Genomic DNA, 12712 nt, shown 5'->3' on the forward strand with positions numbered 1-12712 from the left:
CTTATGTCAAATTGCGGAAGCGCCGCGAAGTCAACAGATTGTCAGCCCTAAAGCTTGCCGCGTAAGCGTCGATAAAAGGTCACGTAATACTTCTTTTCCCCGGTTTGCAGCCGGGGTTTTTTTATGCTCGATCTGTTCGGCCAAGTCGTTGTTACGTTTGAAGATTTAGAACTTTGGGTGTCCGCTCTCGCACCAGGTTACGCCGGCAATGCCTACCGCCGCGACTACTATATCCGACACTGGAACGTAGCCGACAAGGTGGCTCGCGCAAAGGTCGCCGGCACGTTCGACGCCACCATTGAAAACGCCCGCGCCCGCCGCGCCTTCCTCGCGCGCCGTTTCGGTATCATCCACGCTGCTCAAAAGGAGACTTCATGAATTTCAAAACTCTTCTCATCGCCGCGTCGCTCGCGCTCCCGCTTTCTGCCCACGCTTACCAGCTAGACCGCACTATTGACTGCTCTCTCTCCGTCCACGATTTCTTTGCTCCGCTGGTTCAGTCTCATGCAATTCAGACGCCGGCATTTCGTACGATGGCGCGCGGCGTGAATGCTTTTCACAAGTCGAGTAACGACGCGCTTACGTTTTTTAACATGACCGTTGGCGACGTTGTTGGCTACAGCGACGAGCCACTATTTTTCATCACCAGCGATGCTCCCGACAGGCCCGAGGGTTATGGGTTCCTTGTGAACGCGCCCATCGCAGAGGTGCAAGCTGTCATGTCGAGTATCGGCAACACGGCCGCCCAAGTGCGACGACTTCAGCCTGACGTCACCTATATCTTTTGCGAAGTCCCACGCCCTCAATAAAAAAGCCCGCTTCGGCGGGCGTTTTTATTACGTTGTGGCGGTCGTGCTTGTCTTGGCCTTCTTCGCCTGCCACCACAAAAAGCCGTACACAGCAGCGGCCCCGATGGCGGCGGATTTCCAGTCGATTTTCGGCATGGTGTCTCCGTTACTTCTTCAGGAATCGGCCCGTGCGCTTGCTGCGTGCCGGGGTCTTGTGCGTCTTGCGACGCGTGGTCTTGCGCTTACGAGTTGCCATGAGTCAGGCCCTTTTCGATATGGTTGTTGAACCGCGTTTCGAGCGCCGCAATGCGCTCATGCATGTTGCGTAGGTCAGTGCGGATCGCTGCGTACGCCGCGCCAGCCGCGACCAGCGTCCCGCCGATCTGCCAGATTAGCGCGGCATCCATTACGCGGCCGTCGCTTCGCCGAGGAACACGCCGAGCAGGCCGAAAATGCTGGCCGCCGCCGTGCCCACCGCGCCCACGACATGCGGATCAGCGCCAAGTGCGACCGCACCCTGCGCTGCGACTGCCGACAGACCGGCCAGCGCGGCGTGCGTGCTGGGTTCCTGCAAACGTGCCCAAAATGCTTTCATCGTTTTTCCCCTGTATGGTTTTACATCGAGACATAGCCGCCAAAATTGGTTTGTGCTGCCCCCATCCCCTCAGCCGGCGGCGGCGTAGTGGACAGTCCATTGAAAAGATTCGATACCGCTTGCCGCGTCGCTTCGCCTGCCTCGTACCCGGCGTTGACCGGATTGAAGTTGCCCGCGCTGTCCTGAAACAGCGTCATGCCCGGAATCGATAGCACCGCGTTCGTGAGGTTTCCATCAACGAACGAAAACGCGTCGCCGGCCGCCGAATAGACGCCGCTCGCCACGCTGCGGCTTCTCAGCCCGACGACGACGCCGAGCGTCATCACCGCGCCGAGAATCATCAGTTCGGTTTTGACTCGCATTACATGTGTCCAAACACGTTTCCGGTCAACTGCATCGGAATCGCCTGCGTGGACAAGCCGCCTTGCGCCGGCACGGTGCCCCACATGTAGCCCGGTTGTCCGCTGGTCGAATCCCACACGGAGCGGGTGAAGTTCGTACCGTCCATCGTGGCGAACTGCGACGCCTCGCGCGCGTACACGCTGTCGATTGCGCTCGTACCCGAGTGCGAACGCTGGTATCGATAGCCCACGTACACCACCAGCGCCAGCAGCAAAAGTTCCTTGTTCGTCATGATCAGAATCCGTAGGTTGCCGGCGCGAGGATGCCGTACATGCCGCTGAGCGCCGACTCGCTCACCTGACCGGTTTGCGTGTTGTAGGTCAGCTGTCCCGGATCGACGTATGTGCCGCCGATATCGAATGTGCCGTTGCCGAACAGCGTCACGCCACCCGGCAATGCGTACGCGCTGGCGTTGGCCGCCGTAGTAGCCCCAGCGTTGCCGCCCACGTTGTTGATGACGTTGGACAGCCAGCTAGCCGCGTTCGACGCAATGCCGCCCTGCCCGTTTGTTGCTGGAGCACCCGCTGGCTTCGTGCTGTGATTGACCACCAGCAGCAACACTGCTGCTGCGGCTCCGACCAGCAGCAGACCGTTCCTATCCATTTTCATGCGTAGTCCCCGTTATCGAACATCGCCATTTCGGCGTCGCGCCGGTTCTGGATACCGTTCTGAAGCGAAGGTGCCACCCACGACACCGACGCCTGCGCGATATCGTCAATCCCGTTGCCCGCGTTCACCGAATCCGCGAATTTCTTGAAGCTGCGCGGCGACATGTTGTAGGCCACGTCGACCAGCGCATCGAACTGGTTCTGCGAGAGCGGCACGGACACATAAAGCTGCACCCATTTCACCGCAGCGTTCTGCAGATCGGACGCAAACCACGCATCGGCCTGCGCCTGCGTACACGTCGCAGGAATGTCCGCGATGTTGGTGGAGTAATGGCCGTAGCCAATGGTCCAGCCACCGTCACCGAGGGCATACCGCGTGAGGCGAAGCCCTTCGTTCTGCTTAAGCTTCGCCACCAGCGCCGCGCTGGGTTGCATGCTGCTTGCGGGAGTCGGATTTACCATGTTCCACACCGTTGCCGTTGCTTCGTCTACTGCATCGCCAAGCGATGACAGCGGATCGGTTGAATCGTCCGGGTCCGTGCTGGTGTCCCCTGCACTCGCCTGGCTGTTTGTCCACCATATGTAGGCCGCCGCCGCGAGCGTTCCCGCCGCGATGATGTATAGCGGCCCCGGCGCTTTCATACGTTAGGTTCCTCGAACCATTCGAATGTCGCGGTCAGTTGTGCATTCATGGTGTTCGACCACACACACAATCCGTATCCCGGCAGGATTACCACGGGCTCCTGAAACGTGAACGCCTGATTGCTGTTCGACGGTGCCGTGAGTTGCGTGAATGACGCCGCTGTCGATGGCGCTACTGCCGTTGCATCGGTTTGCATCAGACCGACGCTTGCACCGCGCGACGGCCCGATCAGCTTCGACGGCAACGGCCCGCTGGTCGTTGTCGGCAACGTCCCGGCGATCGGCACAACGTTGCTTGATACCGCCGTTGCTCCATCAGCCATCGCCACCGTCTTGACAATCAGGCGCGCCCCGCTACCAGTCGGATTGACCAATGCGACCTTGCCGTAGACGTTCGGCGTCGCAACCATACCGCTGACCATCGAAAACGCGAGTGCGGCGAGCGTGCGAGACTTGCCGCCATCGACCACCTGTACGACGCCTTGCAGGCTGTTGTCATCGATCCGGCCATCTCCGATCACCACCTTTCCGATGATCGTTGCGCCGCCCGCATTGTTCGCGAGCGTCCACGAATCGGGCGTCGTCTTGTTCTGCGAAACCCGGTATGCCTGCCCCGGCTGAAGGACGATCTTGCTACCGCCCTGACCTCCCGGCGTGATGATCAGCGACGCGTCTCCACCGCCATTGCTGCCAGACAGGTACTTGATGTAACGCCCCGGCGCATGGACCGTGAATCCCCCTGCGCTTTGGACAGTGATATCGAACTGTTGCATCAGCCCTTCCCCTTCGTGAATGCGACCACGCCGACGATGCACACCACCGCCAAGCCCGCCGCAATCAGATACCGGTTGTCGTTCTGCGCGGCTACCTGCGTCTTTGCGAGGTCTGCCGCAATCTGCGTGGTTGCCTGCGCGCTTTGCAGTGCACCGCCGGTCAACGAATTTGCAAGCGCGGTGTTTGCCTGAAGCATCGACAGCCCAACGTCCGCCAGATGGTTCGACGCATCGACCGTGCTGTTGATCGCGTTATTCGCGACCGAAGTATTCGACGCCAGCGCGTTGACCGACACCGCGCCGTTGGTCGCGAGCGCGCTGTTTGCCGCAATCACTGCCGCGCTGATTCCCGCCTGCACCGCGCCGTCATCGGTCGATACGCTGTAATACGACGACGAGTTGCCGTCGCCGCTGATGCCGACCCCGCCTTGGACCGCGTTCCGCTTGTCCGCGTAGTTGTTCGTCGTGTTGGATGAACTTCTACTGTCACTGCTCTTGTTCGCGGGCGTCGCCGGCAGACCTATCGCCAGCATCCGCACCTGTTGCGGGCGCAAGATCATTTCAGTTCCTTCGTCAGAATCACGCTGGTTCGTTCATAGCCAGCGCGCTCGAGTTTTTTCATCAGACCCGCGCGCCGCGTTTCGATCCGCAGCGCGTGGCATCCGGCACATTGCCGCTCGATCAGCGGCAACACTTCGCCCACCAGATCAAAGCCCGCGCGACCGTGCGCCAGCGTTATCTCCGCATCAGTGCCGGCACGCCCCTGCCGCGCCCGCAGCACGTAGAACGCAACCGGTTTGCCATCATCGAACACGCGAAAGAACTGCGCGTTGGCGAGGCAATCCACGCCGTCTACCATGCCGCCGCTCGTATCGGTTTTCGCGCGCATCAGCGGCGATTCATCGAACGCGCGCGCCACTTCGGCGCGGTGCGTGTCGGTCGTCGGTTCATGTCGGATCGTGATCATGATCAGTGGCGCTTCAGCGCGACAATCGCAACCGCCGCCAGCAGGAGAATCATGAGCGGGTCCATCCCGCCGCTGCCGCCGCCGGTCACATTGTTGGCCGCGCTGGCGAGCCCCTGCGCGAGCGTCGATACCGGGCTGGCGGTCGCCTTCGCGCCACCGTCTCCGGCAAAATTCACCGCCCATCCCGAGTTGTCCACGGTGAACGGATTGAACGGCGTGCTGGTGGACACTTCCGGCGCGTCTGGTCCGCCGAAAAGTGCCTGCCCAAATTGCGACGCGGCTTGTGCCGCCATGGCCCAATACACGGCTTACCCCTTGTGGATCGCGAGCGCGATCACGGCGAACACGCCGAGAATCATCAGCATCTTGTTGCTGTTGATCGCCCCGATCTGCGCCGACGCCACCTGTCCCGCGGCCTGCCCTTCCGCGATCAAACCGGCCTGCGTTGCTTCGTACCGGTTGTAGTCGAGTTGCTGGCCCGTGGTGTAAATCTTGGTGAACGCCGACAGGCCGTTGTTCAGCAGATTGAACACTCCCGGCGCATAGTCGTAGCCCGCGCCGGCTGTGTCAGACGCGCCGCTAATTGCCATGCCCGTGGCGGGAATGTTGTAAGTACCGTCCGATTGCGGGCCGACGAATCCGTAGCTGTTGCTGGTATCCAGCCCGACCGACGACGGGTCAAATAATCCGTCCATGTAAATCTCCGAAAGAGTAAAAAAGAGGCGGCTGGGACTGAGCAATCAAGCTGCCCAGCCGCACCCCCCGGTCTTTACATGTTGCCCAGCACGTCCAGCACTTCGACCACCGCCGTGACCGTATCCGCCGCGCTGAAAGTCGGATTGAATTCCAGCGCCGTCGCGTCGGCGGTCTTGACCGCGTTCGCGTAGTTGTTGTCCGCGCACGGGTCATAGCTGTAGAGATTGGCCTGCGCGGTCTTCTGGTATTCGCCCTGCCAGAAGCTGTTGACCGCAGCGAGAACGTTGTCCCAGATCACGATGCCGTTCTTCTTCACTTCGAGTTGCGCGAAATTGCCCGTGTGCGCAAAGTGGACGCGTTTGATGATGCCTCCGCGATTCGTGATATCGATCAGCTTCATCGGAATCTTGCCGCTCGAAGCAAACGCCTGCGTGAACGGAATGTGCTTGGCGATCACGCCGAGCGCTGCCGGCGGGCCGAGTTCCGAATAGCTGTCGAGCGTGGGTGCCGTTGCACCCGCGATGGTCACTTCGATGGTCAGCGACGACACGCCGGAAGCCGTGTTGATGTTGCCCACGTACTGCTCGATCATCGTCTTTGCGCGCGGCTCGGTGAAGTCGATCGTCAGGAAAGAGGCCGAAGGCGTCAGGCCGCGATACTGGTTGATCAGGTCGAGGCGCGAGCCCGTCTCCTGAAGAATGATCTTGCCGTTCACCTTGACGTTGATGTTCGTGATCATCGCCTTGGTGAAAGCGCCGCCGCCGAGGGCGAGAATCATCTTGTTGTACGACATGCCGATAGGCAGATTGACGGTTGCGACGCCGTTGGCCGTGACGTTGTTGAACGGTACGTTCTTGATGAGCAGCATGAGCGCCCCTTAAGTGTGTTGGATGGTTGGGACGCTTACGAAACGATGGTCGTGATCAGCGGCACGTTCAGCGACGTGGCGATCGGACGGACGATGATTTTGGTTGCGGCGTTGAACGCGATGTACATGGCGTACGCGCGCAGGATCGACTTGACATTCATTTGGGACTCCCCCGTTAGCGCCGCACCATGCGGCCCGTGTGTGAGTCCGCAGAATGCAACCGGAGAGCCCCAAACCACGAATGCGCGATCTATGGAACGCGCCTCATGGACACCGGCAAAAGTGCCAATATCGGCACTAAATATTTTTGCGAGTGTCGTGTCCTAAACACGCCCTGGAACGCGACCGGACAGACGAAAAAAAACCCGCCGAGGCGGGTTCTATAGAACGGTGTCTAGATCGGTGTCACCCCTTACCGCGCTTTGTGTCACCTGTTGCCATGTCGCGACGAATCCAGCCGAGGTCTGGCAACGCTCCGATATCGGTTTCTGCCACACCTAGCACGCGCGCCACGGCGCGCTGATCCTCGCTATACGTGAGCCGCCCGGTTCGCACGTAGTTGCAGTTCCCGAGAAAATCCTTGTCGATGGACGCGGGCCGCTGCGACAGACCGTAGATGATGATGCCGCGCTTCCGTCCGCGCCCGGTCAGCATGCCCCAGCCGACCGGCGAGCGCGACGGCGACGTGACGCTTTTCAATTCGTCCACGATGAACGTCAGCCGCTCTGCCGCGAACGCGATCCGGCACACTGCATCGAACTGCTTGACCGCCGTCGCCGGGTCAGGCGACGGCACGAACACGCAGCGTATCGGGCCATCCTTGCCGGCGGCCTTGAACCCTTCCAGCACGTCATGCAGACGCGTGGTGATCGTGCCGAAATCGCCCCACTCGCCCTCTGGATCGAAAATCAGAAGCCGGCGCGGATTGGCGCGCTGCATGAGCGCCTTCACATAGGACGACTTGCCCGAGCCCGTCGCGCCGAGTACCGCCTCAATGTGCGCCTTGGCCGCGACGCCATGAACTGGTGCGCGCGTCGCCATCACATATCCGGGAACTGAGGCAGGCTCGTAACCGCCCCGGCGAGCGTATCCGCTGCCGTGATATCACCGATGCCCGCCGCGACCGCCACCGGTCCGGATTCTGCCGCCGCCGCGCCCTTGATCGTGTTCGGGTCCGTCATGCCGCGCTGCGCGTTTTCGAGCGCAAACCGATCCTGACGGATTTTTAGCGCCACGGCGCGCGCCGACTGGTACAGCACCGGGCCGCACACCATCAGCGCGACGAGTTCGCACGGGAACGCGCTTTCCACGTCCCAGCCGTATTTTTCGAACACGGGCGTGAGCGACGCCGCCATACGCGCCGAGGTCGGTTCGTCCCATCCAGCTCCCGGCGCGTAGCCGTCGATCATGCCGCGCGCAAGGTCTACGATGCCGCACGCGCCCTTGTGGTAATCCGGCCCGCTCGCCGCGGCTTCTGCCGCCGCTTGCGCCGCGCCGGGATTCACCGCTTCGTGTGCCTGGCTGTCGATGTCCGCAACCATGCCGCCGAGCGCGTCGAAACTGGCGTTATCGAGCGTCGGATGCTGCGACGGCGGGAGACCGCCGTCTTTCGTGTCGAGCTTTGTCATACGCGCCCCGAGAGAATGTCAAAGGCCGAGCGCGCGGCGCGCGCGGCGGGCTTCGTTTCGACCGGCGGCGTATGCACCGGCTCTACCGGATCAGGATCAGGATCGGCGTGGCGCTTAACGCGCGCCATCATCGTGCGGTGCGCTTCGGTGCCGGCCTTCGCATACAGCGGCAGTTCGCACCACTGGCAAGACAGGTCTAGCGTTCCCGTTTCGCTTTGCTTAACGGGAATGTCCCGCCCACAGCACGTGCATTTCGCCGTGCCGATGATGGTTTTCTTCGGTCGTGTTTTCATGTTGGTCCCCCGCGTCAATTCGTTATAGTGCTTCGACTGCTTCGAGCAGTCGCACCACCGCCGCGATTTGCTTCGCCGCGATCGCCTTTTCCATCCCCGACAGCTTTTCGATACCCTCGCGTAGCTCTATCGCCTCCGCTTTCGCGTCGCAATACGCGTCGTGCATTACCTCTACCATCCCCGGATTCGCCATTTTCACCCTCTCCCGTACAGTTATTTACACAGGTCCAAGGCGCGCGCGGCGCGCGCTCAAACCCAAAATCCAAACCAACAACCGCGCGCGGCGTGTAGCCGGCGCGGGCCGCCACGCTCGCCGCGGGCCGCATGATTTCCCACTGGTAACGCTTCGATTCGACCGTCACAGTCCGCGGTAAAACGTCGATCCAGTTGCCGATTGCGTCGCGCACCTTCGCCACTTCGAAGTACTCGATACCTACGATCTGCGGTGCGCCCGTTTCCCCGTAGCGCCCCACCGCGTCTGACTGAATTTTCGCGATCCGTACGCGGTAGCCACGACCGCACGACACTCCGCCCTGTGCTTCCACGTATCGGTCCCAAGCAACCGACGCCGTATCTCGCCCCTCAAGCACCGCGATACGGTTGACCGCGTTATGGGCCTGTCGGACGTGAGCGGGAGCATCCGCAGGCACAGCCGCCACGCGGCGTAGCTCGCGCCACACCGTGACAGGCGGGCCGCCGATCTGTTGGAACTGGCGGATACGCCAGCGAGTCGCCCACGCTTCGACACGCGCCGAGGTTTCGAGTGAATCATTCCCTTCGAGGTCTTTTTCAAGGCGGTATCCGTCGATGTTTTTGGCGACGTACTTGGCGATGTATCCGGCGGCGGTGCCTTTGGCCGGGTCCATTGTTTTGAAGTCGCACCGTTTCTCCTGCGCACCGGGTTCGTCGCCATCCACGGCGAGCGCGTAGCGCCGCACCGTCGCGCGCACCGTCGCATCGTGCTTCGTGTCGTAGAAAAACAGGCAGTGCCAATGCGGCGTGCCATCGTGTTGCGGCTCCGCGATTCGGAACCCGTAAAGGTTCACCTGTTTGCGCGCGAGCGCCGCGCGGATGCGCGCCCACACTTGCGCCAGATACTTTTGCGCGAGGTCAGGCGTCGTCACCTTGTCCCACTTCGAATTCGCTCGAGCTTTTCCGTAGACGGTCGTCATGCGGTGCATTTTTGACGGACATGTGATCGTCAGGAACAGACCGGCATGGCCCGCAGCAATGGCTATGCGCTCAAAGCCATTGATTCGGGTCATCAGTTCGGCGCGCTTTATCGCGGAATTGGCCGGCCCCTTGGCGGCCAATTCCGCGAGTGTGAATTCCTGCTCTGTGTCGAGGTTGCGCGCAATGGTGGCCGCCAACGCCGCCGCGTTGCGTTCGTTCTGCGCGCGACGCGCCTCTACGGACACATTCGACACGTAACACTCGCGGCCACGCGCCACCAGCCCAAGGCCAATAGCTGCCGTTTCGACCGCTTTCGCGTGCGCCTTGCGTAGACGCCCCTTCCACCAGTGCGCCGCCACCATTCGGCGCACCGCCGGCAAATCCTCGTATCGGTTTCTTTCTGGCGCCGTGATTCCGGCCGCCACGCAGACGCGAGCCAGTGCTGCGCGTTGTTCGAATACGTCGAACTCGCCAGCGTCGCCAGCCACGCCAGCGGCGCGAATCGCGTCAAGCGCCTCATGAGTCGGTGCATGTTCCTGCTCCGCTTCAATCGCCAGCAGCTTGACGCGGCATTTTTCAGCTGCGTCCCATGCCGCGTTGCATAGATCGGTGTCAGACGCGTCGAGCGGGAGCGCCGCATTGAGCGGGCGCATCATCGCCACGTCTGCGCGCAACTGTTCGTTCGCCTTGCGTCGTGCGATCCCCTCGCCTGTCGTGACAAGGGGATTGAACGAGGTACGGCGCTTTTCCCACGCCGACAGCAAACGGGCCGCCCACGGGCGCGGAATTTCCGCAACCAGCGAGGCGGCCCATTCGTGTTCAGGCGTGAGGCGTTGCATCAGGCGTGCCGCAGTTGATCGAACGGGACGAGCAACTGTTTCGCCCCTTCTGCGTCGACCACTTCCACCAGCCCGTATCCTTCCGGCACTTGCGAATGGCAAGCGTTCGGCTCTTTCGGGCCAACTGCGGCAACGCGACCGCGCCAGCCGTCCACGTTCGCGTAGAACTCATCACGCGCCGCGACGGCCACCGTGTCACCCGTTCGGAACTGAGACATGGTTGCCATGATTTAGCCCAGCCGCGTCACATCGTCCAGGCTCGCCGTCGCGAACTTGACCTTGTTGGTTGCGTCTTCATCGAGTTTGATATCGACGGTGCCCTTCTCCCGGTTCACGGCCTGCACAACGCCCGCGCGCCCCGCGTCAGGATGTTTGCTATCTGCCTTGATGATCGCTGCGTCCCACGGTTGCATGTCTTACCCCTTGATGATTTGCGCGCGCGCACGTTGGAAAGCCGCTGGCGCGACGTGCGCGCGCTTCGGTGTCGCCTGCCTGCGGTATTTGGAAAGGAGTTGATCTAGCGCCGCCATCGCTTCGGCGCGGGCGCGATCACTGGCCGGCGAGCGGCGCGGTGCCCACTCAACCGCGAACGTGCCGGCGGTTCCGGTCGATCCCGGCACATAGCCGTAGCTCACGTCTTCCGCGTTTTCGGGAGTCATGCGCCGAGCCAGTAGAAAAACCGGTTCACTGCCTCGCGCAGTTTGGAACGGCGGAAATACGGGCCGTCGATGGTGTAGCCGCCGAGCGCCGTTGAATGAATTTGTGACCGTGTGTTACGCATGACGAATCCCCTTTCGAACCCCTAGCCGTTGAAAATCGGGCCGCCTAAAGGAGAGGATCAGTCTCCACAGCGGGGTTCAGGCTGTTTTGTGCGGCCCGACGCACGGAACAGTACTGTCAGGCCTGACATGTTGTCAAGGGCAGACATGTTGTCAGGGCAGCACATATTGCGTAACGTAAACGCTGGTTTCCTTTCGGGACGGGGCTGAGCATGAAAACAACTGGGGATTATCTGGACGCGATTAAGGCGAAATTGGACTTGCCGTCCGATTACGCAACCGCCAAGGCTCTAGGCGTTACGCCTTCCGCCGTCAGCAAATACCGGCTTGGCCGGTCTGCACCGGACGATTTGGTTTGCGCGCGTATCGCTGAAATTTTGAATATCGAGCCGATGGAAGTCATTGCGGCTATCCACTTCGAACGCTCTACTGAGCCGAAGGCGCGCGCCTTGTGGGAAGGCATATGGGGAAAAGCGGTGGGGGCTATCGCGCTGAACTTGATCGTGTGCGCGGTTGGAGTGTCGGTAGCCCCCTCTACCAAGGCGGCGGAATCTGGTGACAATGTGATCTCTTTATCTTATGTCAAATCAACTTGCTAACACTGTGGTGTAGCGTCACTATCTGGACCTGACCGGCGGCCTCTCGATCGCCGAAGTCACCAGAAAATCGCCGCGTCGACGAATGCAAGAAGAGGTCCGGTCACCGTCATAACGAAGTGAAAAATAGGGGCACAGTGTTTATGTTACCCTCCGCCTTCATTTTCCTTTCATTGTTGAGGCTTATGACGGACTTCTTTTTGCTTTTACTTTCGTTCGCAATTTGGGGCGTTATTTGGAGATTTAGCGCGAGGCACTGGCGCAAAAAAGGATGGGGTCTGGTGATCAGTCATGTCTGCGCCGGTATATCAGGCCTTCTGATCGCGCTCTTAGTGTTGGTCGTCATCGCGCCCGTCAATGGAAATACGAACGCATCAACTCAGCAAAACGGCGAAAAAAAATCGGACAAAGATTCGGTGCAGCGCACGGAACAGGAAGCAAGCGAAAGTACGGCCGTCGCTGAGTTACCCCAAGCGTTCACCGGAGTGTCGCCAACGGAGAAGCAATGGCCGACCGTCGCTTCGATCACGGTTCCCGTTTCAAGTGACGAGCGGAAGTATCTCCGCGACATGACCTGCCTGGACGAAACCGAATGCTATGGAGATACGCGGTTCGAGCGCTATATCATGCGCACCTATCCAGATCTTAAAAAGATCCGTTTTATCCGCGGAAATGACATGTCAAATGACGACGAGGAAACCGTCAGAATGATGAGGCAACAGTTTATTCAAGGCCTTTATTTTGCAAAGCAAATCAAACTTGCTAACGGCCAGTCGCTATTTGATTTCATGCAGTCGTGCTCCGGTGGATTCAGACCGAACGATTCTGCAGAAAGCGACTACGACAGCAAGAACCATTTGGAGTACTTTAGTCTTCAGTATTTCGTAAGGCTTCGCCAACTGTCAAATGGACGCCCCCTTGAACTGGATCTGTTATTTGACCGACGAGGCGATCAGATCGTCGCAAATAGCCCTTTCTTCTCGTCCAACGCATTGCGATACGCGGACTTCTTGGCACGGCATCACGTAGAGTGCGCAACAACCGGTCGGCAATGACTGCCCTCTC

General features: G+C 60.5%; 25 protein-coding genes. 4 read left to right on the forward strand and 21 right to left on the reverse strand.

Going from position 1 to position 12712, the window contains the following annotated elements; genetic code table 11:
• Window positions 1-123 precede the first annotated feature (123 nt).
• Both PQQ51_RS31575 and PQQ51_RS31580 read left to right on the forward strand, forming a co-directional pair.
• A complete protein-coding gene (locus PQQ51_RS31575) occupies window positions 124-378 on the forward strand; it encodes a hypothetical protein (protein WP_408501123.1) in 255 nt (84 codons plus the stop codon).
• Entirely contained in the window at window positions 375-809 is a 435-nt protein-coding gene (locus PQQ51_RS31580) for a hypothetical protein (protein WP_408501124.1), read from the forward strand. The genes PQQ51_RS31575 and PQQ51_RS31580 overlap by 4 nt, the downstream gene beginning before the upstream one ends.
• Before the next feature lie 221 nt (window positions 810-1030).
• On the opposite strand, the gene PQQ51_RS31585 is transcribed toward PQQ51_RS31580, so the two are convergent.
• From PQQ51_RS31585 to PQQ51_RS31685, 21 genes are all read right to left on the reverse strand, one after another.
• A complete protein-coding gene (locus PQQ51_RS31585; protein ID WP_408501125.1) occupies window positions 1031-1195 on the reverse strand; it encodes a hypothetical protein in 165 nt (54 codons plus the stop codon).
• Entirely contained in the window at window positions 1195-1383 is a 189-nt protein-coding gene (locus PQQ51_RS31590) for a hypothetical protein (RefSeq protein ID WP_408501126.1), read from the reverse strand. Before PQQ51_RS31590 ends, PQQ51_RS31585 begins: the two co-directional genes overlap by 1 nt.
• Before the next feature lie 20 nt (window positions 1384-1403).
• A complete protein-coding gene (locus PQQ51_RS31595; RefSeq protein ID WP_408501127.1) occupies window positions 1404-1745 on the reverse strand; it encodes a hypothetical protein in 342 nt (113 codons plus the stop codon).
• The gene (locus PQQ51_RS31600; protein WP_408501128.1) at window positions 1745-2017 is read right to left on the reverse strand and encodes a hypothetical protein; all 273 of its coding nucleotides are present in this window, start codon (window positions 2015-2017) and stop codon (window positions 1745-1747) included. Before PQQ51_RS31600 ends, PQQ51_RS31595 begins: the two co-directional genes overlap by 1 nt.
• 2 nt (window positions 2018-2019) lie before the next feature.
• Window positions 2020-2394 carry a hypothetical protein gene (locus PQQ51_RS31605; protein ID WP_408501129.1) on the reverse strand — a complete coding sequence of 125 codons (375 nt, stop codon included), beginning with the start codon at window positions 2392-2394 and terminating at the stop codon, window positions 2020-2022.
• Window positions 2391-3035, reverse strand: coding sequence for a lysozyme (locus tag PQQ51_RS31610; RefSeq protein WP_408501130.1), 645 nt, complete (start codon window positions 3033-3035; stop codon window positions 2391-2393). Before PQQ51_RS31610 ends, PQQ51_RS31605 begins: the two co-directional genes overlap by 4 nt.
• On the reverse strand, window positions 3032-3808 hold the full coding sequence (locus PQQ51_RS31615; protein ID WP_408501131.1) for a hypothetical protein: 777 nt from the start codon (window positions 3806-3808) through the stop codon (window positions 3032-3034). Before PQQ51_RS31615 ends, PQQ51_RS31610 begins: the two co-directional genes overlap by 4 nt.
• Window positions 3808-4368, reverse strand: coding sequence for a hypothetical protein (locus PQQ51_RS31620; RefSeq protein ID WP_408501132.1), 561 nt, complete (start codon window positions 4366-4368; stop codon window positions 3808-3810). Before PQQ51_RS31620 ends, PQQ51_RS31615 begins: the two co-directional genes overlap by 1 nt.
• Window positions 4365-4775 carry a hypothetical protein gene (locus tag PQQ51_RS31625; protein WP_408501133.1) on the reverse strand — a complete coding sequence of 137 codons (411 nt, stop codon included), beginning with the start codon at window positions 4773-4775 and terminating at the stop codon, window positions 4365-4367. The genes PQQ51_RS31620 and PQQ51_RS31625 overlap by 4 nt, the downstream gene beginning before the upstream one ends.
• Window positions 4776-4777: 2 nt before the next feature.
• On the reverse strand, window positions 4778-5080 hold the full coding sequence (locus PQQ51_RS31630) for a hypothetical protein (protein ID WP_408501134.1): 303 nt from the start codon (window positions 5078-5080) through the stop codon (window positions 4778-4780).
• 3 nt (window positions 5081-5083) lie between these two features.
• Window positions 5084-5470, reverse strand: coding sequence for a hypothetical protein (locus PQQ51_RS31635; RefSeq protein WP_408501135.1), 387 nt, complete (start codon window positions 5468-5470; stop codon window positions 5084-5086).
• A 74-nt stretch (window positions 5471-5544) separates the two neighbouring features.
• Entirely contained in the window at window positions 5545-6339 is a 795-nt protein-coding gene (locus PQQ51_RS31640) for a major capsid protein P2 (RefSeq protein WP_408501136.1), read from the reverse strand.
• A gap of 35 nt (window positions 6340-6374) precedes the next feature.
• Window positions 6375-6500, reverse strand: coding sequence for a hypothetical protein (locus PQQ51_RS31645; protein WP_408501137.1), 126 nt, complete (start codon window positions 6498-6500; stop codon window positions 6375-6377).
• 244 nt (window positions 6501-6744) lie between these two features.
• A complete protein-coding gene (locus PQQ51_RS31650; protein ID WP_408501138.1) occupies window positions 6745-7380 on the reverse strand; it encodes a helicase HerA domain-containing protein in 636 nt (211 codons plus the stop codon).
• Complete coding sequence (locus PQQ51_RS31655; protein WP_408501139.1) at window positions 7380-7967, reverse strand: hypothetical protein; 588 nt, start codon at window positions 7965-7967, stop codon at window positions 7380-7382. Before PQQ51_RS31655 ends, PQQ51_RS31650 begins: the two co-directional genes overlap by 1 nt.
• Window positions 7964-8260: a hypothetical protein gene (locus tag PQQ51_RS31660; RefSeq protein ID WP_408501140.1), complete on the reverse strand. Its 297-nt coding sequence runs from the start codon at window positions 8258-8260 to the stop codon at window positions 7964-7966. The genes PQQ51_RS31655 and PQQ51_RS31660 overlap by 4 nt, the downstream gene beginning before the upstream one ends.
• A 14-nt stretch (window positions 8261-8274) precedes the next feature.
• Window positions 8275-10272 carry a replication endonuclease gene (locus tag PQQ51_RS31665; protein WP_408501141.1) on the reverse strand — a complete coding sequence of 666 codons (1998 nt, stop codon included), beginning with the start codon at window positions 10270-10272 and terminating at the stop codon, window positions 8275-8277.
• Entirely contained in the window at window positions 10272-10490 is a 219-nt protein-coding gene (locus PQQ51_RS31670; protein WP_408501142.1) for a hypothetical protein, read from the reverse strand. Before PQQ51_RS31670 ends, PQQ51_RS31665 begins: the two co-directional genes overlap by 1 nt.
• A gap of 12 nt (window positions 10491-10502) precedes the next feature.
• Window positions 10503-10685: a hypothetical protein gene (locus PQQ51_RS31675; RefSeq protein ID WP_408501143.1), complete on the reverse strand. Its 183-nt coding sequence runs from the start codon at window positions 10683-10685 to the stop codon at window positions 10503-10505.
• A 3-nt stretch (window positions 10686-10688) separates the two neighbouring features.
• Entirely contained in the window at window positions 10689-10931 is a 243-nt protein-coding gene (locus PQQ51_RS31680) for a hypothetical protein (protein WP_408501144.1), read from the reverse strand.
• Entirely contained in the window at window positions 10928-11053 is a 126-nt protein-coding gene (locus tag PQQ51_RS31685) for a hypothetical protein (protein WP_408501145.1), read from the reverse strand. The genes PQQ51_RS31680 and PQQ51_RS31685 overlap by 4 nt, the downstream gene beginning before the upstream one ends.
• 210 nt (window positions 11054-11263) lie before the next feature.
• Between PQQ51_RS31685 and PQQ51_RS31690 the strand changes: the two genes are divergently transcribed.
• Together PQQ51_RS31690 and PQQ51_RS31695 are read left to right on the forward strand one after the other, a co-directional pair.
• The gene (locus PQQ51_RS31690) at window positions 11264-11650 is read left to right on the forward strand and encodes a helix-turn-helix domain-containing protein (RefSeq protein ID WP_408501146.1); all 387 of its coding nucleotides are present in this window, start codon (window positions 11264-11266) and stop codon (window positions 11648-11650) included.
• A gap of 182 nt (window positions 11651-11832) precedes the next feature.
• Window positions 11833-12702: a hypothetical protein gene (locus PQQ51_RS31695; protein ID WP_408501147.1), complete on the forward strand. Its 870-nt coding sequence runs from the start codon at window positions 11833-11835 to the stop codon at window positions 12700-12702.
• The last annotated feature ends 10 nt before the right edge of the window (window positions 12703-12712 follow it).

It is taken from the genome of Paraburkholderia xenovorans (assembly GCF_046030735.1).
GTDB lineage: Bacteria > Pseudomonadota > Gammaproteobacteria > Burkholderiales > Burkholderiaceae > Paraburkholderia > Paraburkholderia xenovorans_A.